29 protein-coding genes are annotated in these 22,982 nt (G+C 69.0%); 16 read left to right on the forward strand and 13 right to left on the reverse strand.

Features of this window, described 5'->3' with window-relative positions; translation table 11 throughout:
- Nucleotides 1–160: 160 nt before the first annotated feature.
- Entirely contained in the window at nt 161–784 is a 624-nt protein-coding gene (locus tag QO010_RS18255; protein ID WP_307351530.1) for a TlpA family protein disulfide reductase, read from the reverse strand.
- Here QO010_RS18255 and argH point away from each other — a divergent pair, their 5' ends adjacent.
- Genes argH through lysA form a run of 3 tightly spaced genes read left to right on the forward strand, consistent with a single transcriptional unit; the run spans nt 785 to nt 3,728 of the window.
- Nucleotides 785–2,206, forward strand: a complete 1,422-nt coding sequence (gene argH / locus QO010_RS18260) for an argininosuccinate lyase (protein WP_307351532.1) — start codon at nt 785–787, stop codon at nt 2,204–2,206. It abuts the gene before it with no gap.
- Entirely contained in the window at nt 2,203–2,451 is a 249-nt protein-coding gene (locus QO010_RS18265) for a hypothetical protein (protein ID WP_307351534.1), read from the forward strand. The genes argH and QO010_RS18265 overlap by 4 nt, the downstream gene beginning before the upstream one ends.
- A gap of 2 nt (nt 2,452–2,453) precedes the next feature.
- The gene (gene lysA, locus QO010_RS18270) at nt 2,454–3,728 is read left to right on the forward strand and encodes a diaminopimelate decarboxylase (protein WP_307351536.1); all 1,275 of its coding nucleotides are present in this window, start codon (nt 2,454–2,456) and stop codon (nt 3,726–3,728) included.
- Here lysA and QO010_RS18275 read toward each other — a convergent pair.
- On the reverse strand, nt 3,725–4,579 hold the full coding sequence (locus QO010_RS18275; protein ID WP_307351538.1) for an enoyl-CoA hydratase-related protein: 855 nt from the start codon (nt 4,577–4,579) through the stop codon (nt 3,725–3,727). The genes lysA and QO010_RS18275 overlap by 4 nt on opposite strands.
- Nucleotides 4,580–4,726: 147 nt before the next feature.
- On the opposite strand from QO010_RS18275, the gene QO010_RS18280 reads away from it, so the two are divergent.
- The 4 genes from QO010_RS18280 to QO010_RS18295 all read left to right on the forward strand — a co-directional run bounded on the left by QO010_RS18280 (nt 4,727) and on the right by QO010_RS18295 (nt 7,329).
- A complete protein-coding gene (locus QO010_RS18280) occupies nt 4,727–4,990 on the forward strand; it encodes an excalibur calcium-binding domain-containing protein (RefSeq protein WP_307351539.1) in 264 nt (87 codons plus the stop codon).
- A gap of 74 nt (nt 4,991–5,064) precedes the next feature.
- A complete protein-coding gene (locus QO010_RS18285; RefSeq protein ID WP_307351541.1) occupies nt 5,065–5,577 on the forward strand; it encodes a GlcG/HbpS family heme-binding protein in 513 nt (170 codons plus the stop codon).
- A 94-nt stretch (nt 5,578–5,671) separates the two neighbouring features.
- Nucleotides 5,672–7,036 (forward strand): flavin monoamine oxidase family protein, encoded by a 1,365-nt coding sequence (locus tag QO010_RS18290; RefSeq protein ID WP_307351543.1) that lies wholly within the window; start codon nt 5,672–5,674, stop codon nt 7,034–7,036.
- Nucleotides 7,036–7,329, forward strand: coding sequence for a carboxypeptidase-like regulatory domain-containing protein (locus QO010_RS18295; RefSeq protein ID WP_307351545.1), 294 nt, complete (start codon nt 7,036–7,038; stop codon nt 7,327–7,329). The genes QO010_RS18290 and QO010_RS18295 overlap by 1 nt, the downstream gene beginning before the upstream one ends.
- Here the strand turns inward: QO010_RS18295 and QO010_RS18300 are convergent.
- Nucleotides 7,321–8,229, reverse strand: coding sequence for a CPBP family intramembrane glutamic endopeptidase (locus tag QO010_RS18300; RefSeq protein WP_307351546.1), 909 nt, complete (start codon nt 8,227–8,229; stop codon nt 7,321–7,323). The genes QO010_RS18295 and QO010_RS18300 overlap by 9 nt on opposite strands.
- Before the next feature lie 23 nt (nt 8,230–8,252).
- A complete protein-coding gene (locus QO010_RS18305; RefSeq protein ID WP_307351548.1) occupies nt 8,253–9,077 on the reverse strand; it encodes an AraC family transcriptional regulator in 825 nt (274 codons plus the stop codon).
- 42 nt (nt 9,078–9,119) lie between these two features.
- On the opposite strand from QO010_RS18305, the gene QO010_RS18310 reads away from it, so the two are divergent.
- Together QO010_RS18310 and QO010_RS18315 are read left to right on the forward strand one after the other, a co-directional pair.
- A complete protein-coding gene (locus tag QO010_RS18310; protein WP_307351549.1) occupies nt 9,120–9,302 on the forward strand; it encodes a hypothetical protein in 183 nt (60 codons plus the stop codon).
- Nucleotides 9,299–9,583 carry a type II toxin-antitoxin system RelE/ParE family toxin gene (locus QO010_RS18315; protein ID WP_307351551.1) on the forward strand — a complete coding sequence of 95 codons (285 nt, stop codon included), beginning with the start codon at nt 9,299–9,301 and terminating at the stop codon, nt 9,581–9,583. Before QO010_RS18310 ends, QO010_RS18315 begins: the two co-directional genes overlap by 4 nt.
- 83 nt (nt 9,584–9,666) lie before the next feature.
- Here the strand turns inward: QO010_RS18315 and QO010_RS18320 are convergent, their stop codons facing one another.
- From QO010_RS18320 to QO010_RS18340, 5 genes are all read right to left on the reverse strand, one after another.
- Nucleotides 9,667–10,290, reverse strand: a complete 624-nt coding sequence (locus QO010_RS18320; protein ID WP_307351553.1) for a TetR/AcrR family transcriptional regulator — start codon at nt 10,288–10,290, stop codon at nt 9,667–9,669.
- A 171-nt stretch (nt 10,291–10,461) separates the two neighbouring features.
- Nucleotides 10,462–11,064: an SRPBCC family protein gene (locus QO010_RS18325; RefSeq protein WP_307351555.1), complete on the reverse strand. Its 603-nt coding sequence runs from the start codon at nt 11,062–11,064 to the stop codon at nt 10,462–10,464.
- A 277-nt stretch (nt 11,065–11,341) separates the two neighbouring features.
- Nucleotides 11,342–11,590 (reverse strand): hypothetical protein, encoded by a 249-nt coding sequence (locus tag QO010_RS18330; RefSeq protein ID WP_307351557.1) that lies wholly within the window; start codon nt 11,588–11,590, stop codon nt 11,342–11,344.
- Between the two features lie 13 nt (nt 11,591–11,603).
- A complete protein-coding gene (locus QO010_RS18335) occupies nt 11,604–12,137 on the reverse strand; it encodes a phosphoribosyltransferase (RefSeq protein ID WP_307351559.1) in 534 nt (177 codons plus the stop codon).
- The gene (locus QO010_RS18340) at nt 12,138–13,001 is read right to left on the reverse strand and encodes an MJ0042-type zinc finger domain-containing protein (RefSeq protein WP_370873786.1); all 864 of its coding nucleotides are present in this window, start codon (nt 12,999–13,001) and stop codon (nt 12,138–12,140) included.
- A 58-nt stretch (nt 13,002–13,059) separates the two neighbouring features.
- Here QO010_RS18340 and QO010_RS18345 point away from each other — a divergent pair, with 58 nt between their 5' ends.
- The 4 genes from QO010_RS18345 (at nt 13,060) to QO010_RS18360 (ending at nt 16,256) form a co-directional block, all read left to right on the forward strand.
- On the forward strand, nt 13,060–13,797 hold the full coding sequence (locus QO010_RS18345; RefSeq protein ID WP_370873787.1) for a cell division ATP-binding protein FtsE: 738 nt from the start codon (nt 13,060–13,062) through the stop codon (nt 13,795–13,797).
- A 232-nt stretch (nt 13,798–14,029) separates the two neighbouring features.
- Complete coding sequence (locus QO010_RS18350; protein ID WP_307351564.1) at nt 14,030–14,923, forward strand: cell division protein FtsX; 894 nt, start codon at nt 14,030–14,032, stop codon at nt 14,921–14,923.
- Nucleotides 14,920–15,558 carry a YdcF family protein gene (locus tag QO010_RS18355; RefSeq protein WP_307351565.1) on the forward strand — a complete coding sequence of 213 codons (639 nt, stop codon included), beginning with the start codon at nt 14,920–14,922 and terminating at the stop codon, nt 15,556–15,558. Before QO010_RS18350 ends, QO010_RS18355 begins: the two co-directional genes overlap by 4 nt.
- Entirely contained in the window at nt 15,555–16,256 is a 702-nt protein-coding gene (locus tag QO010_RS18360) for a lysophospholipid acyltransferase family protein (protein ID WP_307351567.1), read from the forward strand. The genes QO010_RS18355 and QO010_RS18360 overlap by 4 nt, the downstream gene beginning before the upstream one ends.
- Here QO010_RS18360 and QO010_RS18365 read toward each other — a convergent pair.
- The 3 genes from QO010_RS18365 to QO010_RS18375 are packed head-to-tail and all read right to left on the reverse strand — an operon-like array spanning nt 16,253 to nt 17,949.
- The gene (locus tag QO010_RS18365) at nt 16,253–16,585 is read right to left on the reverse strand and encodes a helix-turn-helix domain-containing protein (protein ID WP_307351569.1); all 333 of its coding nucleotides are present in this window, start codon (nt 16,583–16,585) and stop codon (nt 16,253–16,255) included. The genes QO010_RS18360 and QO010_RS18365 overlap by 4 nt on opposite strands.
- On the reverse strand, nt 16,585–16,950 hold the full coding sequence (locus tag QO010_RS18370) for a type II toxin-antitoxin system RelE/ParE family toxin (protein WP_307351571.1): 366 nt from the start codon (nt 16,948–16,950) through the stop codon (nt 16,585–16,587). The genes QO010_RS18365 and QO010_RS18370 overlap by 1 nt, the downstream gene beginning before the upstream one ends.
- Before the next feature lie 42 nt (nt 16,951–16,992).
- Nucleotides 16,993–17,949 (reverse strand): LysR family transcriptional regulator, encoded by a 957-nt coding sequence (locus QO010_RS18375; RefSeq protein ID WP_307351572.1) that lies wholly within the window; start codon nt 17,947–17,949, stop codon nt 16,993–16,995.
- Between the two features lie 124 nt (nt 17,950–18,073).
- On the opposite strand from QO010_RS18375, the gene QO010_RS18380 reads away from it, so the two are divergent.
- From QO010_RS18380 to QO010_RS18390, 3 genes are read left to right on the forward strand one after another with little or no spacing between them, the layout of a single operon-like run.
- Entirely contained in the window at nt 18,074–19,168 is a 1,095-nt protein-coding gene (locus QO010_RS18380) for an HlyD family secretion protein (RefSeq protein WP_307351573.1), read from the forward strand.
- Complete coding sequence (locus QO010_RS18385; RefSeq protein ID WP_307351575.1) at nt 19,165–20,691, forward strand: DHA2 family efflux MFS transporter permease subunit; 1,527 nt, start codon at nt 19,165–19,167, stop codon at nt 20,689–20,691. The genes QO010_RS18380 and QO010_RS18385 overlap by 4 nt, the downstream gene beginning before the upstream one ends.
- Nucleotides 20,675–22,108, forward strand: a complete 1,434-nt coding sequence (locus QO010_RS18390) for an efflux transporter outer membrane subunit (protein ID WP_307351578.1) — start codon at nt 20,675–20,677, stop codon at nt 22,106–22,108. Before QO010_RS18385 ends, QO010_RS18390 begins: the two co-directional genes overlap by 17 nt.
- On the opposite strand, the gene QO010_RS18395 is transcribed toward QO010_RS18390, so the two are convergent.
- Complete coding sequence (locus QO010_RS18395) at nt 22,105–22,923, reverse strand: hypothetical protein (protein WP_307351580.1); 819 nt, start codon at nt 22,921–22,923, stop codon at nt 22,105–22,107. The genes QO010_RS18390 and QO010_RS18395 overlap by 4 nt on opposite strands.
- Between the last annotated feature and the right edge of the window lie 59 nt (nt 22,924–22,982).

Below are 22,982 nucleotides of genomic sequence, written 5' to 3' on the forward strand. Positions count from 1 at the left end.
TTCTTTAGTACGCCGAGGGTTGAGATCGGCGGGTAGGAAACGTCAGCGGACCCGAGCTTTCAGATTGCGGAGGTGAGGGTGCCCACGCCCAAACTGGGTGGTCAACCGAAAACCGCGTGAGCGGGGCTAGCGCCAGGGTTGCGGGCTGGGGTTACCGCTATCAATCCTCGGCGAGCAGATGGTCGATCAGCCGGCGGGCGTCCGGCCCCGACCAGTCGGCGCCGCCTTCGAGTCGGGCCCGCTCGCGGCCATGCTTGTCGTAGATGATGGTGGTCGGCACTCCCATCGCCGGCCCCGACTTCAGCCGGAAGGGCATGGCGCCGGTCTCGTCGTTGTAGAAGGCCAGCGGCGGAGCCTTGGCCAGTTCTTCCAGGATGGCCGGCTTCAGGTTCGGCTTGTCGATGCTGATCGCCACCACCGTCAGCTGGCTGGGGGCATAGGCGCTCTGCAGGCGGCCCAGGCTGGGCAGTTCCAGTTTGCAGGGCGCGCACCAGGTGGCCCAGAAGTTCAGCACCGTCACCTTGCCCTTGAAGGCGGCCATGGACAGGGGCTCGCCCTTGTCATTGACGAACTCGTTGTCGGGCAGGCCGGCCGGCGCCGTGGTCGGGTTCAGCTTGGCCAGGGCGCCGGTCTTGAATTGGCTGAGGTCGGTCGATGACGAAGCGGGTTTGAACAGCGCCCCGCCGATGACATATAGAACCGCCGCGACGCCGATCAGGGCGACGCCCATAATCGCCCACTTGAGAAGGTCGGGCTTCGCACTGCCCGGCTGGACCTCGCTCATATGACTGACCAATCCTCGAAAACGCCCCCCAAACCCGCTTCGGGGGGACAGGCGATGTGGGGCGGTCGGTTCTCGGCCAAGCCGGCCGACCTGATGCAGGCGATCAACGTCTCGATTGGCTTCGACCGTCGGCTTGCCGCCCAGGACCTTGCCGGGTCCAGGGCCCATGCCGCCATGCTGGCCGCGACCGGGATCATTTCTAGCGCCGACGAAGGGGAAATCCAGCGCGGTCTTGGGCTGATCGAGGCCGAGATGGCCGGCGGCTCCTTCCCCTATCGCGACGAGTTCGAGGACATCCACATGAACGTGGAAGCCCGCCTGCGCGAACTGATCGGCCCGGCGGCCGGACGGCTGCACACCGCCCGCTCGCGCAACGACCAGGTGGCGCTGGACTTCCGCCTCTGGGTCCGCGACGCCTGCGACCGCACCGCCGCCCAGATCGAGGCGCTCCAGAAGGCCCTGCTGGCCCGGGCCGAGCAGCATGCCGACACCCTGATGCCGGGCTTCACCCATCTGCAGTCGGCCCAGCCGGTGACCTTCGGCCACCACCTGATGGCCTATGTCGAGATGTTCGGCAGAGACGCCGGCCGCTTCCGCGACGCCCGCAAGCGGATGAACGAGAGCCCGCTGGGCGCCGCCGCCCTGGCCGGCTCGTCCTTCCCCATCGACCGCCAGGCCACGGCCCAGGCCCTGGGCTTCGATGGCCCGACCCACAATAGCCTCGACAGCGTCGCGGCCCGAGACTTCGCGCTGGAGGCCCTGGCGGCGGCGGCCATCTGCGCCGTTCACCTCTCGCGGCTGGCCGAAGAGATCGTGCTGTGGATGACCCCGCAGTTCGGCTTCATCAGGCTGACCGACGCCTTCACCACTGGCTCTTCGATCATGCCGCAGAAGAAGAACCCCGACGCCGCCGAGCTGACCCGGGCCAAGGCCGGCCGGGTGCTGGGGGCCCTGACCAGCCTGATGGTGGTCATGAAGGGCCTGCCGATGACCTATTCCAAGGACATGCAGGAAGACAAAGTCCCGACCTTCGAGGCGTTCGATTCTCTGGAGCTGGGCGTGCTGGCCATGACCGGCATGATCGGCGACCTGGAGCCCCGGGCCGACCGCATGGCCGCCGCCGCCGGGGCCGGCTTCGCCACCGCCACAGACCTGGCCGACTGGCTGGTCCGCACCCTCGACATCCCGTTCCGCGACGCCCACCACCTGACCGGCGCCGCCGTCAAACGGGCCGAGCAGCTGGGCGTCGATCTGGCCGAACTTTCGCTTGCCGAGATGCAGGCCCTGGACCCGCGCATCACTGAAAGCGTTTACTCGGTCTTGACCCCCGCCGCCTCGGCCGCCAGCCGGACGAGCTATGGCGGGACCGCCCCAACCGAGGTGCGCCGTCAGATCGCGCGCTGGAAGGAGATTCTCCAATGACTGCCGCCAAACTGACCGCTCTCGCCCTCTTCGCTTCGTTGGCCCTCGCCGGTTGCGGCAAGGTCGGCGACCTGGAACGCCCCGGCCCGATCGGCGCGCCGTCCCCCGACGCCAATCAACCCTCCAAGCCGAATTCCACCGGCGAGCGGGCCGACCCGGCCTCCAGCACCGGCACCATCCCGCAATCGCCCCTGCCCAACGCCCCGCAGGATCCGTTCGGCCGCTCCAATCCCAATCCCGGCTAACGATGAACCATTTCGAGGTTCGCGAGGGCGAACTGCACTGCGAGGACGTGCCGCTGTCGGCGATCGCCGCGGCGGTAGGCACCCCCGTCTATGTCTATTCCACCGCCACCCTGGAGCGGCACTTCACCGTGCTGCGCCAGGCCCTGCGCGGCCACAATGTGCTGGGCGATCCGCTGATCGCCTACGCGGTCAAGGCCAACAGCAATGTCGCCGTCCTGCGGGTCCTGGCCCGCCAAGGCGCCGGGGCCGACACGGTCTCGGAAGGCGAAATCCGCAGAGCCCTGGCCGCCGGCGTGCCGCCGGAACGCATCGTCTTCTCCGGCGTCGGCAAGACCGCCCAGGAGCTGGCCTTCGCCATCGACACGGGCGTGGCGGAGATCAACATCGAGTCCGAACCCGAGCTGGACCTGCTGGCCCAGATCGCCGCCGGCAAGGGCGCCCGGCCCACCATCGCCATCCGGGTCAACCCGGACGTCTCGGCCGGCGGCCACAGCAAGATCTCCACCGGCAAGGCCGACTCCAAGTTCGGCGTATCCCTGGCCGAGGCCGAACGCCTCTACGCCAAAGCCGCCGCGTCACCCCACCTCAACCCGGTCGGCGTGACCTGCCACATCGGCAGCCAGATCACCGACCTCGCCCCGCTGGAAGCCGCCTTTGCCAAGATGCGGGCCCTGGTCGAGCGCCTCCGCGCGCAAGGCCTAACGGTCGAGCGCCTGGATCTGGGCGGCGGCCTGGGCGTCCCCTACTTCAACATGCCCGAACCGCCCTCCCCCACCGACTACGCCGCCATGGCCGCCAGGGTGATGACGGGCCTGGACATCCAGTTCGCCTTCGAGCCCGGCCGTCTCCTCACCGCCAACGCCGGCGTCCTGCTGGCCAGTGTCATCCACCGCCACGACCGCCCCGAGGGCCGCCGGTTCGTGGTGCTCGACGCGGCGATGAACGACCTGCTGCGCCCGGCCATGTACGAGGCCTATCACGACATCCGCCCGGTCCGACCGCGCGGCGGCCCCGAACAGCTCTGCGACGTGGTCGGCCCGATCTGCGAGACCGGCGACACCTTCACCCGCGACCGGATGCTCCCGGACCTGGAAGCCGGCGACCTGGTGGCCTTCATGTCGGCCGGCGCCTACGGCGCTGCCATGGCCAGCGAATACAACACCCGCCCGCTGATCCCCGAGGTGCTGGTCAGCGGCGACCGGTTCGCGGTGATCCGCGAGCGGCCCAGCTACGAAGCGATGCTGGAGCGGGACAAGGTCCCGGCCTGGCTGGCCTAGGAACGGTCCCACCACGGATACTGCGGCGGCATGTCCGTCGAGACCTTGCTGGCGAAGTTCGGCCTGCGCTTCTCCAGAAACGCCGCCACCCCCTCGCGCACATCCGGCGTCGAGCCCAGGGTCAGGTTGATCGGTCCGTCCACCGCCAGCACCGCCAGCGGGTCGCTCTCGCCGGCGAAGCGCCACAGCAGCTGGCGGGTCAGGGCGATGGAGACCGGCGAGGTCTCCTCGACGATCTCGCGGGCGATCTCCCGGGCCCGGGCCAGCAGGTCCTGCGGCTCTGTCACCTCGCTGACCAGCCCGCCCCGCAGCGCCTCGGCCGCATCGAAGACCTTGCCCGAATAGCACCAGCGCAGCGCCTGGCTGATCCCCACCAGCCGGGGCAGGAACCAGGCCGCCCCCGCCTCCGGCGTCAGGCCGCGCCGGGCGAAGACGAAGCCCAGCTTGGCGGTGCTCGAGGCGATGCGGATATCCATCGGCAGGGTCATGGTGATCCCCACCCCCACCGCCCCGCCGTTGATCGCCGCGATTGAGGGCTTGCGGCAGGTGAAAATGGCCTCGGTGAAGCCGCCTTTCAGCCGGCGGGTCTCGGACGTCCGGGTCCCGAACAGCTTGGCCCCGCCGCCGCCGAAACTGTCAGCCCCGTCCGAGACATCGGCCCCGGCGCAGAAGGCCCGGCCATGGCCGGTGACGATCACCACCCGCACGGCGTCGTCCTCGTCGGCCTGCTGGAAGGCCTCGGCCAGCTCTACCCCCATCTGGGCGGTGTAGGCGTTCATCCGGTCGGGGCGATTGAGGGTGACGGTCAGCACGCCGTCGGCGAGGTCGGTCAGCAGGGTTTCTGTCGTCATGGAGGCAGGGTGACTCCCGCCGGGCCCGCCGCCAAGCATGACCTCGCGTCAGGCGCGAACCGAGCCTTAAGCCTGTCATGGCAGTCTGGCGCCATGAGGTCCGCCTCCACCCCCGCCCGCCCTCGACAAACCCGAAGCTTCCAGGGCGTGCTGACGCGGCTGACGGTCGTCTGGTGGATCCTCTGTTTGGGCGTGATTTTCGCCGGACTGCTCAAGGCCCATCCCGACCTGGTGACGAGCTTTACCCAGGTTCTGCACAACCCGGTCATGGACCTGACCGAGCCCTTCCCTGACTGCAGGGTGGCGCATGAGGCCGGCTTCTATGACATCCCGAGGAGCTCGCCCGCCTATTCCCCCGATCAGGACGGCGACGGCGACGGGCTGGCCTGCGAACCCTATCACGGCTGGTAGGCTGGGCTCCCTGGCCTCAGGCAGGCTCCCGTTGTATGACACCGGTGTCCAAGCCAAGCATCGGGAGGCCGTTCATGACTCAAAGACTCGCCCTCGCCGCGGTCGCGGTCGTCACTTTCTGGCCCATGGCCGCCGGGGCGCGGCAGACGCCGCCCGCCCCGCCACCGGCTCCCACCCCCATCCCGCATCCCCCCTATGGCCAGCCCCTGACCCTGGCCCAGGCCAAGAAGGTTGCCGCCGCCGCCGAGGCGGAGGCCCTGGCCAACGGCTGGCCGATGGTCATCACCATCGTCGAGCCCAACGGGGCCGAGGTGCTGACCCTGAAGATGGACGGGGCCCAGTACGGCTCGGGCGACGTGGCCGAGGGCAAGGCCCGCTCGGCCGCCCGGTTCCGCCGCCCGACCAAGGAATTCCAGGACGCGGTCAAGAGCGGCAACCTCAATTCGGTGTTCACCGGCGCCCTGGCCATCGAGGGCGGCGAGCTGATCATTATCGACGGCAAGATCGCCGGCGCCATCGGGGTCAGCGGCGGGGTCGCGGCCCAGGACGGCCAGGTGGCCCGGGCCGGCGCGGCGGCCCTGAAGTAGCGACCGCGCTATTTTTGGTTGCATCTGACGATAGAAGCACGCCCGCCGGCCCGGCCGACCTATCGTCCTCCCACCTTCAGGGAGGAACACGATCATGGGCAGTGCAGTTGAACCCGTCGGCCAGGCCGACGTCATCGTCATCGGCGCCGGCATGGCGGGCCTGCGGGCGGCCAAGGAACTCATCGCGGCGGGCCGCACGGTCATCGTGCTGGAGGCCAAGGACCGGGTCGGCGGCCGACTGAAGCATGGCAAGGTGGCCGGGCGGGCGGTCGACCTGGGCGGCCAGTGGGCGGGGGCCCACCACAGCGAGCTGCTGGCCGAGGCCGAGCGGCTGGGGGTGCCCGGCTACAAGCAGTACCAGGACGGCGACAGCGTCGTCTGCCTGGCCGGCAAGCGGACGACCGCCAGCTTCGGCGTGCCGGACTGGCCGATCGAGGCGCTGACGGAAGTGGCCCTGCTCAAGAGCCGCTGGGACGAGGAGATGGCCACTGTTCCGGCCGACGCGCCCTGGGCCGCGCCCAAGGCGGCGGAATGGGACCGCCAGACGGTCGAGACCTGGATCGAGGCCAATCTCGAGACCCCCGAGGGACGCTCCCTGGCCCGGGCCGTCCCCCGCTCGGCCTGGGCGGCCGACGCTTCCGAAGTCTCCTATCTGTGGTTCATGGATGTCCTGCGCAGCAGCGAGGGGCTGGACCAGTTGCTGGGCCTGCAGGGCGGAGTGCTCGACACCAAATACGTCGGCGGCATGCACCTGATCGCCAGCAAGCTGGCCGGGGAGTTGGGCGACCGGATCCGGCTGGGAACCGCCGCCCTCAGCGTCGTCCAGGACGACGACGGCGTGCTGGTCCATACGGCCAAAGGCGGCTTCCGCGGCCGCTTCCTGATCATCGCCGCCCCGCCCGGCCCCATTGGCCGCATCCAGTTCGACCCGCCCCTGCCTACCCTGCGCGACGGCCTGCAGCAGCGCATGGCGATGGGCAACACCATCAAGTGGTGGATGGCCTACGACACCCCCTTCTGGCGCGACCAGGGCTATTCGGGCCAGGTCATCGACGAGGACGGCCCCGTCGGCGTCGTCATGGACGACACCCAGGACGGCGACCCGGGGATGCTGGTCGGCTTCTTCGACGGCGAGCACGCCGTGGCCGCCAGCGGCATCGACCAGGACGCCCGCCAGGCCCTGGTGGTTTCCTCACTGGTCAAGTTCTTCGGCGAGGCCGCCGCCACGCCCATCGGCTATGCCGACAACGACTGGTCGCAGGAGCCCTTCACCTGGGGCTATATCGGCGTCATGGGCCCGGGCGCCATGACCCGCTTCGGCAGCGCCCTGCGCGAACCGGTCGGCCGCATCCACTGGGCCGGCACCGAAACCTCCACCGAATGGGCCGGCTATATCGAGGGCGCCCTGCGCTCGGGCAGGCGGGCGGCCTGTGAAGTGGCGATGCGGGACAACGGCTGATGGCTCTGACCGACAGTGGCGATCCACAAGCCGGCAGCCTGGCCGGCCAGGTCCTCGACGACGAGACCAGCGCCCCCGTGGCCGGCGCGGCCATCCTGGTCCGCGAAGGCGGCGGCGAGTGGCCGGCCACGGCCGACGCCCAGGGGCAGTTCGCCTTCGCCTATGCCGCGCCGGGTTTCTACACGGTCGAGGCCCGGCATGACGGCTATAGGCGGGGCGATCACGGGGTGGAGGTCACGGCGGGGGCCCAGGCCCAGGTCGTGCTCAGGCTGACGCCGCTGCGATCAGGCTGAAGCCACCCTTGGCCTGCGCCAGGCCAACAGGGCGATCCCGACGAGGAAGAACAGGTTGCAGACGACGCTGCCCTCGGGACCGTCCGCGCCGCCGGTCAGCCAGGCCGGGCCCTGGGGGATCAGCCTGACCAGCAGCGCCGGCGTCCCGGTGCTGAGGCCGGTGACCGGCAACTCGAAGCCAACCGCCAGCAGCCAGTTCCATCCCGCGTGCCAGCCCATCACGCCCCAGATGTTGCCGGCTCTCAGCGCCCAGCAGCAGGCGAAGACGGAAAATAGCGCCGAGGTCAGGGTGACGTGCCAGGGCTGATGCGGCCCGTAGTGCAGAAGGGTGAAGACCAGCGTGGTCAGGCCGATGGCCCAGGCCACATTGAGCTTGCGGGCCACGGCCGACAGCAGCCAGCCGCGGAACACGATCTCCTCGACGCTGGACTGCACGGCGAAACAGGCGAGCAGCAGGACGATATTGGCCAGGGCGGCGGGCGAGGCCAGCGCCGGAGCCAGACTGCCGGCCCCCAGACCGCCGGCCCGGAGGCCTCCCGCCAGCCAGACCCCGGCGACCACGGCCGCTATCGTCGCCGCCCCGATCAGCAGGCCGCGCAGGAATATGGCCGTCCCGCCTGGCCTGGTCAGGCCGATGGTCGCCAGGGGCCGCCGCTCGACGACCTTCACCCAGCCCAGGACGACCAGGCCCAGGGCGGCAAAGGGAAGCAGCAGGAAGGCGATGAGGCCCGTCAGGCCGACCGGATCGCCTCGCCGGTCCGCCAGCCCGAAATGCTCCAGCGGCAGGGACGGCCCCAATGCGGTAACCACCACGAACAGCAGACAGAGGACAGGAGCCAGGAACCCCCAGGGCAGCCAGCCCTGGGCCGGGTCCGGCGCGTAGATCGCGGTCGGTTTCATGCCCCGACGATGGGGCGGCCGGGTCAGGCCGGTATAGAATGATCGTGCGCCCGCCGCATCGCCCCCAGCCAGGCCTCCGGCGTCAGCCCGAAGGCCTTCTTGAACTGCCGGCAGAAATGGCTCTGATCGGAAAAGCCGCAGCCGTGCGCCGCCTGGGCGCCGGAAACGCCCGCCAGCAGCATGTCCCGCGCCCTGTCCAGCCGGCGCAGGATCAGATAGCGATAGGGGCTGGCCCCGAACATGGCGCGGAAATCCCGCGACAGCCGCCAGCGGTCGTGGCCGGTCACCCGCTCCAGGTCCTCGAGCGAGAGGCTGTTTTCCAGGTTGGCCTCGATATAGTCGCGGCTGCGGGCCGCGGCCTGGCGATTGTGCGGCCCCAGCGGCCTGGCCCCGCCCGCAACCGCCTGCAGCGCCCTGGCCAGGTCGTAGAGCGCGTCCTGCAGTTCCAGCCCGGCCAGCGGCCGTTCAAGATCGCCGAGCAGCGCCCACACCGCCGCGCTCAGGCGCGGGTCGCCGCAGACGCCGCCGGCCACGAAGGGCAGGCCGCAGCCGCCCAGGATGTCCTGGATCACGGCCGGAGAGACATAGGCCGTCCGATACCGAAACGTCCCCTCACCCCCGCCGGCGCGGCCATCATGCAGCTCGTCGGGATGCAGCACGACCATCTGCCCCGGCAGCGACTGCCGCGCCGCTCCGCGATAGTCGAACCCCTGCACCCCCTCCAGGGTGACGCCGATGGCGTAGGTGTCGTGGCGATGCGGCGCGAACGCCGCCCCCGAGAACCGCGCCTCGATCCGCTCGATATCGCCGGGCGCTCGGACCAGCCAGTCTGCGGTGCGGGCGGGCACGGCGGTCTCCCCTTTCAGTGGAAGATTTGCTATTCTGTTCGCATGGCGAAGCTAGAGACCATAGCCGATCCCTTGGAAGATCACCTCCGCCCCGGCGAGGCGGATAGCGCCGATCCTGATTATCAGGCGTGGAAAGACCGTAAAATCCGCCGCGCCCTGGCCCAGTCGGAAGATCGCACTCAGATGATCCCAGCTGAAGAGGTCTGGGACTCCTTCGGCTCGTGAGCATCCGCTTTACGCCGGAAGCCGCCAGCGATCTGCGGGCCATCCACACCTATATCGCCAAGCACAACGACCGCGCCGCTGACAGGGTGATCGCGCGCATCCGACAGTCGATCATGATTTTCGAGCGGTTTCCGATGCTGGGCCGCGAGGGTCGTGTCGCAGGCACACGGGAGTTCGCGATACCGGGCCTGCCCTACACTGTCGTCTATAGGATCGTTTCGGACACCGACCTGGACATCCTCACCATCCTGCACCAGCGCTTGAAATACCCGCCGGACTAGGACCCGTCTGGGCTGAGAGCCTCTTCACGAGGATCACCGAGGAAAAAGGACCTGACCCCTTTTTCTCCCATGAAGCTGTCTCTTCAGGATTGCCCTGAGTTTGATGGGGCCGGTTCGGCGGAGAGGCGCGAAATATAGTCCCGTAGCGCCGTGACAGACTGGTCGAAGGGGGCGATCGATCTGGCCGTGCGAGCCAGCATCACGGCGCCCTCCATCGTGGTGAGCACCAGGGTTGCCACGTTGTCCAAATCGGTTGGGGAGGCAAACTCCACCTGGTCCAGGCAATCACGAACGCGCTTCATCCAATTGTTGAAATTCTCCCATATCAGGGCGCGGACGTCGTCATCAGGCTGGTGAATTTCGAGTGCGATGAAGCCGATCGGGCATCCGAACATAAAACCCGTGTCGATCAGAAACTGGCGATAACGCGCCAGCAACGCGAAAATCCTCTCGATGGGATCGTCGACGCCTGCCCAGGCCGGTCCGACCAGACGGTCATCCATCTGAGCCAGATAGTCTTCCAACACCGCGATCAGGAGAGCCTGCTTCGAGGGGAAGGCGTGATAGAGGCTGCCGGCATGAACCCCGGCGGCGGCGCGAATGGCGGTCAGGCCCGTGGTGGCATATCCCTGTTCCGCAAATAGGCGCCGCGCCTCCGAGACGATCCTTGCTTTGGTCGTGGTGGGCATCGACTGCGTATTGGACATGCGCCTTCCTACAAGCCACCGCTAGGTTGATCAACCAACCGCCCGCAAAGCGCCCGGGCAATTTCTTTCAATCGCGCGGCCCCTCCTGCGACACCCGGGCAGCCAGTGGCGTGGCATAGGCCGCGCCCAACCCAATCAGCAGCTCGCGGCGATGTATCCCGCCCAACCTGCTCAACCTCCGCCGCCGCAGACTGCGCGCATTCCTTCAAGCACCCCGCTCCATGCGCGGGTGAACCAGGCTTGCGACGCGCGATTGGCCACATCGTCGGTGAAACCATAATGGCGGAACGCGACATGCGTACCGCTTCCGCTGGGCGTGAAGTTCAACTCGACCCAGGTCGGCAGTGGGTCTGGCCTGCGCAACGTCTCGTCCGCGTAGGGTGGCGCATTGTCGCCCTTTAGTCGGTCGCCCGCGAAAACGACCCATTCGAAAGCATAGAACCGGCCGGGCTCGGCGCGCAGCACATGCGCGCCGAGTGTGCCGTGCGTGAGCCCGCGAGGATCGTCCTGGGGGAAGAAGATGATCGTATAGGGTCCGCCCACGCCACCGATCTCCGCGTCCGGTGCGAAGAAGCTGCGCACCCCCGCGGTCGTCGACCATAGCGCATAGGCGCGCGCAGGCGCGCAGGCCACATCGACGTCGAGCACTATACTGTGCCCCGTGTCCCGCTTGCTGGGCAATGTGCCGGCCAGGCGGCTCGGCTCGCTCTGACCAAACGCCGGAACCGCGACGAGCACGGCGGCGAACGCAACGAGGAGGAACGATGGTCTCATTGGCGGCCTCACTAGGTTGATCGACCAACCTAGTTAGCTTGTGCGGCCCGTGATGGTCAAGAGGTCGGCATGAGCGAGACGAGTCGCCTCGCACGGCGCGCCCCGGCGAGGCGGACAATGTCGATCCCGGCTATCAGGGATAGAAGGCGCGCAAAATCCGCCGCGTTCTGGCTCAATCCGAAGCTCGCGCCCGGATGATCCCGGCTGAAAAGGTCTGGGGCTCCTTCGGCTCGTAAGTATCCGCTTTGCGCCGGTAGCTCCAATTTTAGCGCAGGCCTTAGCCGGAAGGCAGGTTCGATCTGTAGGGGTCTTCGCCGCTCGCGGTCAGACGCCCTTGTATCGCCCAAAGCAGCGAAGTCAGTTCATCCCGTCCGCGAGCGGCCTTCTCGGCCTCAGCTTTCGAGACCTCGTCTTCCCGCATCACAGCCAAATGGCCGCCGGCGTCGTAGCGCACGAAATACCGATCGCCCCGCCGCCACACCTCGGCCTCGGCAAACTTGAACAGGCGCTCGGCGTCCTCAGGCACGAATTGCAGCCCCTCAATCCATCGCCCCAATATACGGCAACCCCCGCATCGACCCCGCCACGTCCATGCCGTAGCCGACCAGGAACCGCGCCGGCGCCTCCCAGGCCACGAAGTCCGGCTCAATCGCCCGCTGGGTCGGCCACGGCTTCCTCGCGAACACCGCCGACATCACCTCGCTGGCCCCCGCGTCCTTCACCAGCCGCACGGCCTCGCTGAGCGACAGCCCGGTGTCGAAGACGTCGTCCACCACCAGGGCCCGCTGGTTGACCAGCGGCCGTTGCAGGTCGGCCCTCACCTCGCAGCGGCCGGCGCTCTTGCGGGCGTCGTGGTAGCTGGCCAGCCACAGGGCGTCGAAGCGGACCATCCGGCCCAGCCGCGCCAGGGCCCTCGTCAGGTCGGCGGCGAACCAAAGGCCGCCGGTCAAGAGGCAGACCACCACGGTGTCGTCGTCGATCCTGGGGGCGATGATCTTGGCGAGATCATTGACTCGCTGGGCCAGCTCGTCTTCGCCGATCAGCACGGCGGGTTGGGCGGGCTGGTCGCTCATCTAGGGTTCCTTTGTCGTCTCGGCAGGGGGAAGGGGATCGGCGACGGCGGGGTCGGCCATCGGGACAGGCTCGGCCTCGGCCGGGCCGCGCAGCTTCAGCGGCGTCTTCACCGTCGGCGCCGTCGGGGCCTGGGCGGCGCTGGGCAGTTTCAGGCCCTTCTCGTCGGTGACGAAGGTGACGTCCAGCTCGACCGAGGTGGTCGGCGGGTCCAGCAGGGCGATGGAGAAGCTCCGGGTCTCGCCGGCCGGGATGCGGGGATTGTTGATCAGGGCGATCTTGGCCATCACCCGCCTGCCCTGCTTGTTGAGCAGGCTGACCTGCAGCGGCGGGGAGGTCACGTTCTCGCCGGTGACGTTGCGCAACAGGCCGCGCACGGCCAGGGCGGCGTGGCCGTCCTGCAGGATCGGCTCGAAGGTGACGTTCTCGATGGTCAGGCCGACCCGGTTGACCGGCTGGCCGACGGTGGCGAAGGCGGTGGCCGAGCGGGGCCACAGGCGCGCCACATCGGTCTTCAGGAACAGGGCCAACAGCAGGGTCGCCGAGACGAACACCGCCATGCCGCCCCAGATGACGCCGGTGGCGGTGGCTTCACGCACGCGGCGCTCGGTCTGGGCCTTGGCGCGGAACACCTTGGGCAGTTCCTCGCCCGGCAGTTCGCTGACCGGGGTGTCGAGGACGGGCGGCGAATCCAGCGGCTTGGAGAAGGCCCCCTGCTCGGGGTCGACGAACAGCTCCAGGTCGACGTCGCCCATGGCTGTCCAGCGGTTGCCACACGAGGCGCAGCGGACGGTGCGGCCCCCGGGACCTACTTGGTCGTCACCCACGAAATAGCGGGTAGCGCACTCGGGACAGGTCAGTATCATGGCCGGCGAATCGGACGCTCCCGCAACCTCTCACCCGAGGTCGCCGATTTCGGCTCCCATGTCCAGAAACCCCAACGCCGCGCCCCCCAATACAATGCTTGGGGATCCAATGGCCGGCCCCATCCTCCGCTTTGAGGGCGTGGCCATGCGCTATGGCCGCGCGCCGGAGGTATTGAAGGACATCGGCTTCGAGCTGTCGCCCGGCAGCTTCCATTTCGTCACCGGCGCCTCGGGGGCCGGCAAGAGCAGTCTTCTCAAGCTGATCTACCTGGCCGAACGGCCCTCGCGGGGGCGGATCGAGCTGTTCAGCCGTGATGTCGACGCCGTCGCCCCGGCCGACCGGCCCTTTCTGCGCCGCCGCATCGGGGTGGTGTTCCAGGAATTCCGGCTGCTCGAGCACCTGTCGGCCTTCGACAACTGCGCCCTGCCCCTGCGTATCGCCGGCCAGAAGCCCGAGAGCTACCGCGGCGACATCGCCGAGCTGCTGGGCTGGGTGGGGCTGAAGGGCCGCATGCACGCCCTGCCCGCCACCCTCTCCGGCGGCGAAAAGCAGCGGCTGGCCATCGCCCGGGCCGTGGTCGCCCGGCCCGACATCCTGCTGGCCGACGAGCCGACGGGGAATGTCGACGATGCGCTGGCCCTGCGCATCCTGCGCCTCTTCGTCGAGCTCAATCGCCTGGGCACCACGGTGCTGATCGCCAGCCATGACGAGGACCTGGTGGCGCGGTCGGGGCAGCCGGTGTTTCACCTGGAGAACGGCCGGCTGACCGCCTTCGGACGGGGTGGCGGGCGATGATCCTAAGTCATCGGATTTTCCGCCCCTCCCACGGCCTCCCTTCCTCCTCGATGGAGGAAGGGCGGGGATGGTGGTGGTGGCACAGCGCTTCCGGAAGAACGCGGGGAGGCGTGGTCGCCACCCCACGCCTCTCGCTTAAGCTCCGAGCGCACACCACCAACCCTGCCCTTCCTCCATCGAGGAGGAAGGGTTCTGTGGGCGCGTCACCGGCCGGGCAGATCGGTTCCCGCCCATGACCGACCTCTTCGATCCCGCCCGCTGGAAGCCAGGCCCCCTCCTCCCCAGGCGCGACGCCCGCGACGGGGCGCTGGTCTTCGTGGTGGCGGTGCTGTGTTTCCTGGCCTGCCTGACCGCCATCGGGGCGATGGCCGCCGACCGTGGGGCGCGGGGCTGGACGTCCCAGCTGTCCGACAGCGCCACCGTCGTGGTGCGGGCCCGGGGCGCCGAGAGTCCGGACGCGGCGGCGGCCCGCGCGGCCGAGACCCTGGCCGGCGTTCCGGGGGTGGCGGAAGCGCGGGCGCTGGAAAAGGAAAAGGCCGAGGCGCTGCTGGAGCCCTGGCTGGGCCGCGAAGCCCTGCTGGACGACCTGCCCATTCCCCGCCTGGTCACCGTCGAACTGGACCCGAAGAAACCGGCCAAGGCCGCCGCCCTCGACAGCGCCCTGAAGGCCGCCGGGGTCGACGCCACCGTGGACGACCACTCCCGCTGGATCGGCGATATAGAGCGCTCGGCCGGCATCGCCCGCTGGGCGGCGCTGGGGGTGGGGCTGCTGATCGCGGCGGCGGCGGCGGCGGTCATCGGCTTCGCCACCCGCGCGGGCCTGGCCGCCCATCGCGATGTGATCGAGGTCCTGCACCTCTCCGGCGCCGAGTCCGGCTTCGTGGCGCGGCTCTTCCAGGCGCGATTTGCCCGCACCGCGGCCCTGGCGGGCTTGTTCGGAGCGGCCGGGGCGGCCATCATCGCCGCCCTCGCCCGGCTGGCGGGCGGGGGGGACGGACTGACGCCGGTGCTGCCGGTGGCCTGGACGGACCTGGCCGTGGTGCTGCCCGCGCCGATCATCGCCGCCCTGACCGCGGCGGTGTCGGCCCGGCTGGCGGCCATGGGCATGTTGAAGGAGTTGGGATGAGAGCTCTGGCTCTGCTGGTGATCGTGGCGCTGATCTGGGCGGTGGGCCTGCTGGCCTTCGGGGCGCGGGTCGAGCGTTCGACCCCGGCCGCCGAACCGCCGGTGGCCGACGCGGTGGTCGCCCTGACCGGCGCCTCGACCCTGCGGCTGGAAGCGGCCGTCAAGCTGCTGGAGAACGGCAAGGGCCGCCGGCTGCTGGTCAGCGGCGTCAACCGGATGGCCACGCGCGGCGACATCAAGTCGGTGACCAAGGCCCAGAAGCCCATCTACGACTGCTGCGTGGACCTGGACTACACAGCCGCCGACACCGCCGGCAACGCCGAGCAGATCGCCGACTGGGCCAAGTCCAAGGGCTATGACAGCCTGATCGTGGTCACCGCCGACTACCACATGCCCCGGGCCATGCTGGAGGTCCGCGCCGCCCTGCCGGGCGTCAAGCTGACCCCCTATCCGGTCGCCACCGAGACCCTGGACGCCAGCCGCTGGTGGGCCGACGGGACCCAGGCCCGGCGGATGACCATCGAATACTGCAAATACCTGGCGATCCTGACCCGCGAGAGCGTCAAGGGGCTGTTCAAGCCCAGGCCGGCGGCCACGAAGTCCGCGCCCGCCAAGCCCCAGGCGGCCAAGTCTTGATTCAAGTCCGATCGCTGGCCTACCTGATCTATTTCTATGGCCTGTCGGTGGTGACGGCCTTCGCGATGCTGCCCTGCCTGCTGGGCTCGCGGCGCGGCATGACCCGGGCGATGAGCGTCTACGGCCGCTGCGTCACCTGGGGCCTGAGGGTCATCTGCGGCATCAAGGTCGAGGTGCGGGGGCTGGAGCACCTGCCCCAGGGCCCGGTGCTGATCGCCGCCAAGCACCAGTGCATGTTCGACATCTTCGGCAGCTTCGTCTTCCTGGAGGACCACTGCTACGTCATGCGCAAGGAGCTGATGGTCATCCCCTTCTTCGGCTGGTACGCCACCAAGGCCCGGATGATCGTCATCGACCGCAAGGGCCATTCGGCCGCCCTGCGCAAGCTGGTGGCCGACGCCAAGGACCGCATGCAGGACGACCGCCGCCTGGTCATCTTCCCGGAAGGCACCCGCGGCCAGCCCGGCAAGCCCGGCGACTACAAGCCGGGCATCGCCGCCCTCTATCGCGAACTGGACATGCCGGTCCTGCCGATGGCGGTGAACACCGGCGTCCACTGGCAGAAGTTCCTGCGCGTGCCGGGGACCATCGTGTTTGAGTTCCTGCCGCCCATTCCGGCGGGCCTGAAGCGGGCCGAGTTCATGCGTGAGCTGCAGTCGAGGATCGACACCGCCTCCGACGCCCTGTTGGGCCTCTAGGCCGGCAAGGCTTCAAGATGGATGGGGGCGAAGGGCTCGCGGCCGCGTTGCTGGACGGTGATGTCGACGTCACAGCCCAGCCTGGTCAGCATGCGCATGATGCGTTCCACCGAGACATCGCGGAACTGCCCCTTCAGCATCCGGGAGATATCCGGCTGAGAGACGCCGGTGATCCGTCCCGCCTCGCTCTGGCTGAGCTTGCGGTCGCTGATGGTATCCTGCATCCGGCTGACCAGTTGCGCCTTGAGCAGATGAGCTTCGGCGTCGGGAAAGTTCAGGTCCTCAAAAATATTGCCCGCGCTTTCGCGAACCCCGTTGTCGTCGGTCATCACGCACCTCCTCTGGTCTTGTAGTCTTCCTCGGCCGCCTTGAGCCTGCGCTTCATCTTCTCGATGTCCGCCGGAGGCGTCTTTACCCCGGTCTTGGACTTCTTCTGGAACGCGTGCAGGACGTAGACCGCGTCGGCGAATTTGACCGTGTAGACGGCGCGATAGGTGTCCCCGTCATGGTCATCGACGATTTCCAACACTCCGGCTCCGCCAAACCCTTTCAGCGGTTTGGCGTTGGCGTGCTTACCGCCCGTTTGCGCGAGGTAGAGCGCAAAGCCCATGGCGTCCTGCACCGGATCGGGAAAGGCGCACAGATCGTCGTAGCTTGAGCCGACCCAGGCGACAGGCTTTGAGGTCTTCGTCACCTATGCATTATGGTGGAACCACCATGGAAACTCAAGCCGACCTCACACGACCGCCGCCACCGCATGCAGCTGCTCGCGCATCCAGTCCACCGCCGGCTCCGACAGCCGGTCGCGCAGGAACATCAGCGTCGCGTCCACCTGCGGTGAGGGATAGGGCGGCTCGATCAGGCGCAGCCGGCCGCCGGCCGAGGACATGGTGGCGATCCGGCGGGGGATCATGGCGGCCATCTCGGTGCGGGCGACCACGGCCAGGGCCGAATACATGTCCGGCACGGTGATGCCGACCCGCTGGCGCAGCCCGGCATGTTCCAGGGCCGACTCGAAGGCGCCCAGATCCTTGTAGCTGGGACGCAGGCCCAGGACCGTGGCCTCGGTGATCGGGAAGGGCGTGCGGCGCTCGACCATCACATGCGGCACCGAGACCAGCCGCTCCAGGGTGTAGGGCCCGTCGGCCAGAGGCCCCAGCGGCCCCGCCACCCAGACCATCTCGTCGGAGAGCAGGTTCTCGGTCAGGAAGCGCTCGGGGGCGAACTGCACGCCGCTGATCAGGAAGTCGACCCGGCGGGCGTCGAGCTGTTCCAGCAGGTCCGCGCCGGTCTCGGTGATGGCCAGTTCGGCGCCGGGCGCCTGCTGGGCCAGGGCGGCGACCAGGCCGGGGACCAGCACCGCGCAGCCATAGGCGCCGGTGGCGATGGCGAAGCGGCGGCGGGTGGTGGCGGGGTCGAAGTCGGAGGGCGAGAGGGCCGCGCCCAGCTGATTGAGGGCCGAATGGATCTGCGGTCCCAGCTCCAGGGCCCGAGGGGTGGGGGTCATGCCGTGCGCCCCGCGCAGCAGCAGCTCATCGCCCAGGGCGTAGCGCAGGCGGTTCAGGGCGTGGCTGACCGCCGATTGCGACAGGCCCAGCCGCTGGCCGGCCCGGGTGACGTTGCGCTCCTCGAGCAGCACGTCCAGCACCCGCAGCAGGTTGAGGTCCAGGCTGGTGATATGCGCGACATTCATTTCAGACGTGACGACTTATCATTTTTCTCATGCAGGGTCGCACCCTATCTAGCAACCTGCGGAACGGCCGGGACCCCGGCCCGTTCGGCCGCATCACACCCGCAAGCCCAGAAGGATTGGCGCTTTGAGCGACGTCGAAGGCTATTCCGCCATCGCGGAGTCCACCGAGAAGACCGCCGCCGACGGCAGCCGCGAGGCCTGGCTGCGCCGCTGGCGCTGGCCGCTGATCCTAGGCGGGCCGCTGCTGATCGCGCTGGTCGTCTGGATCGTCATCGCCAACGGCGGCAAGGCCGTCAGCACCGACAACGCCTATGTGCAGATCGCCAAGGCCCCGGTAGCGGCAAGCATCGGCGGCCGGGTCATCGCCGTCTATGTGCATGAGAACGAGCGGGTGAAGGCCGGCCAGGTCCTGTTCCGCATCGACAGCCGCGACGCCAGCGCCGCCGAGGCCCAGGCCGCCGCCGACGTCGCCAATGCCCAGCAGGCGGTCGGCTCGCTGCGCGCCGTCTATCTGCAGGCCCAGACCAAGGTCGCGGCCGCCAGGGTCAACCTGGACTTCATCCAAAAGGACGCCGTCCGGGTCAAGGCGCTGGTGGCCGCCGGCGTGAACTCCGACCAGGACCTCGACACGGCCAACCGCAAGGTGCGCGAGGCCGCCTACACGCTGATCTCGGCCCAGCGCGAGGCCGATGTCGCCCTGGCCAACCTGGGCGGCGATCGCGGCAGCCAGCCGCAGGTCCAGGCCGCCCTGGCCAGGCTGCAGCGCACCCGCATCGCCGTCTCCAACACCGAGGTCGTGGCCCTGACCGACGGTGTCGTCACCCGCGTCGACCAGCTGCCGGTCGGCAGCTACGTCAATCCGGCTCAGACGGTGTTCTGGCTGATCACCGGCCAGCCCTGGGTCGAGGCCAACTTCAAGGAAAACCAGCTGGCCAGGATGCGGGTCGGCCAACCGGTGACCATCAAGCTCGACGCCGATCCGGGCCTCAGGCTCAAGGGCCGCGTCGCCAGCTTCAGCCCCGGCACCGGCGCGGTCTTCTCCGCCCTGCCGGCCCAGAACGCCACCGGCAACTGGGTCAAGGTCACCCAGCGCCTGCCCGTCCGCATCGTCTTCGATCAGCCGCCGCCGGACATCGCCACCCGGGCGGGTCTCTCCGCCTCGGTCACGGTCGATGTGCGCAGCCCAAACTCTCGTGCTTCTGGGCCGCGCGGCAAGTGAACCAGGTCATCGATCCCCGGGACAAGGCCAACCGCTGGCCGATCACCATCTCGATCATGCTGGCGACGGTGATGAACTCGCTGGACACCACCATCGCCAACGTCGCCCTGCCGCACATCCAGGGCAGCGTCTCGGCATCGTCGGACCAGATCACCTGGGTGCTGACCAGCTATATCGTCGCCGCCGCCCTGGTGACGCCGATGACCGGCTGGCTGGCCGCGCGGCTGGGCCGCAAGCGGCTGTTCCTGATCTCGATCAGCGGCTTCACCATCACCTCGATGCTGTGCGGCATCGCCACCAGCCTGCCCGAGATCGTGCTGTTCCGCCTGCTGCAGGGCGTGTTCGGCGCGGCCCTGATCCCGCTCAGCCAGGCGGTGCTGCTCGACATCAACCCGCCCGAACAGCACGGCCAGGCCATGGCCATCTGGGGGGCCGGCGCCATCCTCGGTCCCGTGCTAGGCCCCGCGCTGGGCGGCTGGCTGACCGAATCCCTGAACTGGCGCTGGGTGTTCTTCATCAACCTGCCGGTCGGCATCCTGGCCCTGCTGGGCGTGTGGTTCTTCATCCGGGGCGACAGGGGCGAGCCGCCCCGCAAGTTCGACTTCCTGGGCTTCGGCGCCCTGGTCCTCTTCATCGGCGGCTTCCAGATGACCCTGGACCGCGGCCCCGGCGAGGACTGGTTCAGCTCGCCGGAAATCTGGACCGAGGCCCTGATCGCCCTGGCCGGGCTGTGGATCTTCGTCGCCCACACCCTGACCGCCGAGCACCCCTTCTTCGACCGCCGGCTGGCCCGGGACCGCAATTTCCTGACCGCCAGCATCTTCGGCTTCTTCATCGGCATCCTGCTGTTCTCGACCATGGCCCTGCTGCCGCCGATGATGCAGAACCTGCTCGGCTATCCGGTGCTGACCTCCGGCATCGTCAGCATGCCGCGCGGCATCGGCTCACTCATCGCCATGTTCGTGGTCGGCCAACTTGTTGGGCGAGTAGACACCCGCCTCATCCTGATGACGGGCCTGTCGATCAGCAGCGTCGCCCTCTGGCAGATGATGCATTTCGACCTCTCCATGACCCCCGAGCCGCTGGTCATCTCCGGCTTCATCCAGGGCCTGGGCATCGGCATGATCTTCGTGCCGCTCAGCACCCTGGCCTTCGCCACCCTGTCGCCGGAGCTGCGGGCCGAGGGCTCGTCGGTTTTCACCCTGATCCGCAACATGGGGGCCAGCGCCGGCATCTCGATCATGCAGGCCCTGGTGGTCTTCCACACCCGCACGGTGGGGGCGGGGCTCAGCGAGCACATCGACCCGTCCAGCCCGGCGGTCCAGGCCGCCCTGCCCGGCCGGCTCGACACCGCCGGCGGGCTGATGGGCCTGGAGGGCGAAATCACCCGCCAGGCGACGATGATCGCCTATATCGACGACTTCAAACTGATGCTGATCGTCACCGTCCTGTGCATGCCCATGCTGCTGCTCATGCGCAAACCCAAGCTCCATGGAGGACCCCGCCATGTCGAGGTTGAATAGACTCCTGGCCGGGGCCGCCCTTGCGTCGCTGCTCAGCGCCTGCGCCACCGTCGGCCCCGACTTCCAGACCCCCGCCGCGCCCACGACCCGAGGCTACGCCATGGCCGGCGATGCCCAGCCGGCGTCCGTGCGGCTCAGCCCCGAGACCCGCGTCGCTGGCCCCTGGTGGCAGGCCCTGGGCTCGTCCGACCTCGACACGGTCATCCGCCAGGCCCTGGCGGGCAGCCCCAGCATCGCCGAAGCCCAGGCCAATCTCGACAGGGCCCGGGCCGACGCCCGCGCCGTCTCGGGCGCCGCCGCCCCGCAGGCGGACCTCAAGGCCGACGGCCAGCGCGAGCGGATCAACACCGCCGCCTTCGGCTTCTCGGGCTTTCCCAGCCCGACCATCAACCTGTTCTCGGTCGGGGCGAACATCAGCTACGACCTCGACCTGTTCGGCGGCCAGAAGCGGGCCAACGAGGCGGCCGGGGCCCGGGCCGACGCCGAGGCCCGCCGCGCCGACGCCGCCTATCTCAGCCTGACCGGCAATGTCGCCCTGCAGGCGGTGCGGGTCGCGTCCCTGCGCGCCCAGATCGCCGCCGCCGAGCAGACCGTGGCCGACGACCGCGCCCTGATCGACATCATCGCCAGGGCCGAGCGGGCCGGCGGCGCGGCCAGGGCCTCCGCCGCCCCGGCCGAAAGCCAGCTGGCCAAGGACCAGGCCAAACTGCCGCCGCTGAACCAACTGCTGGCCCAGGCCCGCCACCAGCTGGCGTTGCTGTCGGGCAAGGCCCCGGCCGACTGGACCGCGCCGGACTTCGACATGGCCGGCTTCACGGTCCCGGCCGATGTCCCGGTCACCCTGCCCTCCAGCCTGGTCCGCGTCCGCCCCGACATCCGCGCCGCCGAGGCCGATCTGCACGCCGCCACCGCCGACATCGGCGTGGCGACGGCCGCCCTCTATCCGGACATCAAGCTCAGCGCCGGCCTGACCCAGAGCGCCATCAAGCCCGGCGACCTGTTCGGCTATGACGCCAGCGGCTGGAATCTCGGCGCCGGCCTGACCGCGCCTTTGCTGAATGGCGGAACCTTGAAGGCCCGCAAAGACGCGGCTGAAGCGGAAGCCCGCGCCGCCATGGCCCGCTACCAGCGGACCGTGCTGACCGCCTTCACCCAGGTTTCCGACGTGCTGAGCGCGCTGGCCAACGACGAGGCCAACATTGTGGCCCTCACCCGCCAGGTCGACGCCGGCGAGCGCGAGATCCGTTCGGCGCAGACGGCCTGGAAGCTGGGGGGCGGCACGCTCTACGACGTGGTCGACGCCCGCCGTCGCCTCGGCGAGGCCCGGGTGGACCTGGCCGAGGCTCGCGGCCAGAAGCTCTACGACCTGGTCCGGCTCTACGCCGCCACGGCCACCGACTGGCGGGCCGCCGCCTAGCAGCCCGGCGGCGGCCCGACCCGGGCTATCCTGGCGGTCTTGGTCGAACCGTCGGGCAGGGTCTCCAGGCCCTCGAAGCGGATCGTCCAGCCGTCTTTGGTCGACAGCAGACTCTCGGTGCGGACGATCTTGTGCCGACCGCTGTCGACGTTGACATAGTCCAACTGATGCACGACCCGTACCTGGCAGGTCGCCGGATCGTAGTCGCTGAAGGTTGTGGTCCGGGTCAGCCGGACGCCGCCGCCAACGTCGCTGGCGGGCTCGGTCTCGCTGCCTAGCGCCACCGCGCCCCGATGTTGCAACAGGGCGATCCTGGCCAGGTCCGGCGCCGCCCAGCGGGCCGCCACCAGGACCGGCGACTCGGTCTCGAACCGCATCTGTACCGAGTTGAAGACCGCATTGTCGGGCATGGCCAGCCACTTGCGCAGCTTGGCGGTGATCAGCGGCTCGGCCTTGTCGGCATTGAGCACCTGGATCGGCGTCCCCTGCCGGCTGGTGACGGCTTCGACCGGGATGTCGAACCAGGCCCGGTCCCACATCGCATCCACGCCGCCTGGCTCATTGGGCGTCAGGGCTCCGCCCTGGCGGGTGGTGATGATCTTCAGGCCGTTGGTCCTGATCTCCAGAACCTCCACGGAGAAGTTCTGCCGTTCAGCGGTCTCCTGGCCGGCGGCGTCCCGGTTCAGATGTTCGACCGTGTAGCTGTAACGGTCGCCCACCTGGTCGGGCCGGGTCTGGATGGTGATCTTGGCCGGAGTGGCCAGCGCCGGCCCCGACAGCAGGGTCAGGGCCAACAGGACGGCGGCAAATTTCATCGGTGGGCTCCGGGGGTCACTCATCTGGGCAGCTTGCCCCGGAGCCGATCGACAAGCCA

Origin of the sequence: Caulobacter ginsengisoli (assembly GCF_030814835.1) — a bacterium.
Lineage (GTDB): Bacteria > Pseudomonadota > Alphaproteobacteria > Caulobacterales > Caulobacteraceae > Caulobacter > Caulobacter ginsengisoli.

What these genes read in the sequence shown, in the direction of transcription:
- QO010_RS18375 (WP_307351572.1), bottom strand. Translation starts at nt 17,949, where the DNA reads ATGAATGTCGCGCATATCACCAGCCTGGACCTCAACCTGCTGCGGGTG.
- QO010_RS18285 (WP_307351541.1), top strand. Translation starts at nt 5,065, where the DNA reads ATGACTCAAAGACTCGCCCTCGCCGCGGTCGCGGTCGTCACTTTCTGG.
- QO010_RS18290 (WP_307351543.1), top strand. Translation starts at nt 5,672, where the DNA reads ATGGGCAGTGCAGTTGAACCCGTCGGCCAGGCCGACGTCATCGTCATC.
- lysA (WP_307351536.1), top strand. Translation starts at nt 2,454, where the DNA reads ATGAACCATTTCGAGGTTCGCGAGGGCGAACTGCACTGCGAGGACGTG.
- QO010_RS18350 (WP_307351564.1), top strand. Translation starts at nt 14,030, where the DNA reads ATGACCGACCTCTTCGATCCCGCCCGCTGGAAGCCAGGCCCCCTCCTC.
- QO010_RS18320 (WP_307351553.1), bottom strand. Translation starts at nt 10,290, where the DNA reads ATGTCCAATACGCAGTCGATGCCCACCACGACCAAAGCAAGGATCGTC.
- QO010_RS18325 (WP_307351555.1), bottom strand. Translation starts at nt 11,064, where the DNA reads ATGAGACCATCGTTCCTCCTCGTTGCGTTCGCCGCCGTGCTCGTCGCG.
- QO010_RS18295 (WP_307351545.1), top strand. Translation starts at nt 7,036, where the DNA reads ATGGCTCTGACCGACAGTGGCGATCCACAAGCCGGCAGCCTGGCCGGC.
- QO010_RS18300 (WP_307351546.1), bottom strand. Translation starts at nt 8,229, where the DNA reads ATGAAACCGACCGCGATCTACGCGCCGGACCCGGCCCAGGGCTGGCTG.
- QO010_RS18345 (WP_370873787.1), top strand. Translation starts at nt 13,060, where the DNA reads ATGTCCAGAAACCCCAACGCCGCGCCCCCCAATACAATGCTTGGGGAT.
- QO010_RS18390 (WP_307351578.1), top strand. Translation starts at nt 20,675, where the DNA reads ATGTCGAGGTTGAATAGACTCCTGGCCGGGGCCGCCCTTGCGTCGCTG.
- QO010_RS18275 (WP_307351538.1), bottom strand. Translation starts at nt 4,579, where the DNA reads ATGACGACAGAAACCCTGCTGACCGACCTCGCCGACGGCGTGCTGACC.
- QO010_RS18255 (WP_307351530.1), bottom strand. Translation starts at nt 784, where the DNA reads ATGAGCGAGGTCCAGCCGGGCAGTGCGAAGCCCGACCTTCTCAAGTGG.
- QO010_RS18340 (WP_370873786.1), bottom strand. Translation starts at nt 13,001, where the DNA reads ATGATACTGACCTGTCCCGAGTGCGCTACCCGCTATTTCGTGGGTGAC.
- QO010_RS18335 (WP_307351559.1), bottom strand. Translation starts at nt 12,137, where the DNA reads ATGAGCGACCAGCCCGCCCAACCCGCCGTGCTGATCGGCGAAGACGAG.
- QO010_RS18355 (WP_307351565.1), top strand. Translation starts at nt 14,920, where the DNA reads ATGAGAGCTCTGGCTCTGCTGGTGATCGTGGCGCTGATCTGGGCGGTG.
- QO010_RS18265 (WP_307351534.1), top strand. Translation starts at nt 2,203, where the DNA reads ATGACTGCCGCCAAACTGACCGCTCTCGCCCTCTTCGCTTCGTTGGCC.
- argH (WP_307351532.1), top strand. Translation starts at nt 785, where the DNA reads ATGACTGACCAATCCTCGAAAACGCCCCCCAAACCCGCTTCGGGGGGA.
- QO010_RS18310 (WP_307351549.1), top strand. Translation starts at nt 9,120, where the DNA reads ATGGCGAAGCTAGAGACCATAGCCGATCCCTTGGAAGATCACCTCCGC.
- QO010_RS18365 (WP_307351569.1), bottom strand. Translation starts at nt 16,585, where the DNA reads ATGACCGACGACAACGGGGTTCGCGAAAGCGCGGGCAATATTTTTGAG.
- QO010_RS18395 (WP_307351580.1), bottom strand. Translation starts at nt 22,923, where the DNA reads ATGAAATTTGCCGCCGTCCTGTTGGCCCTGACCCTGCTGTCGGGGCCG.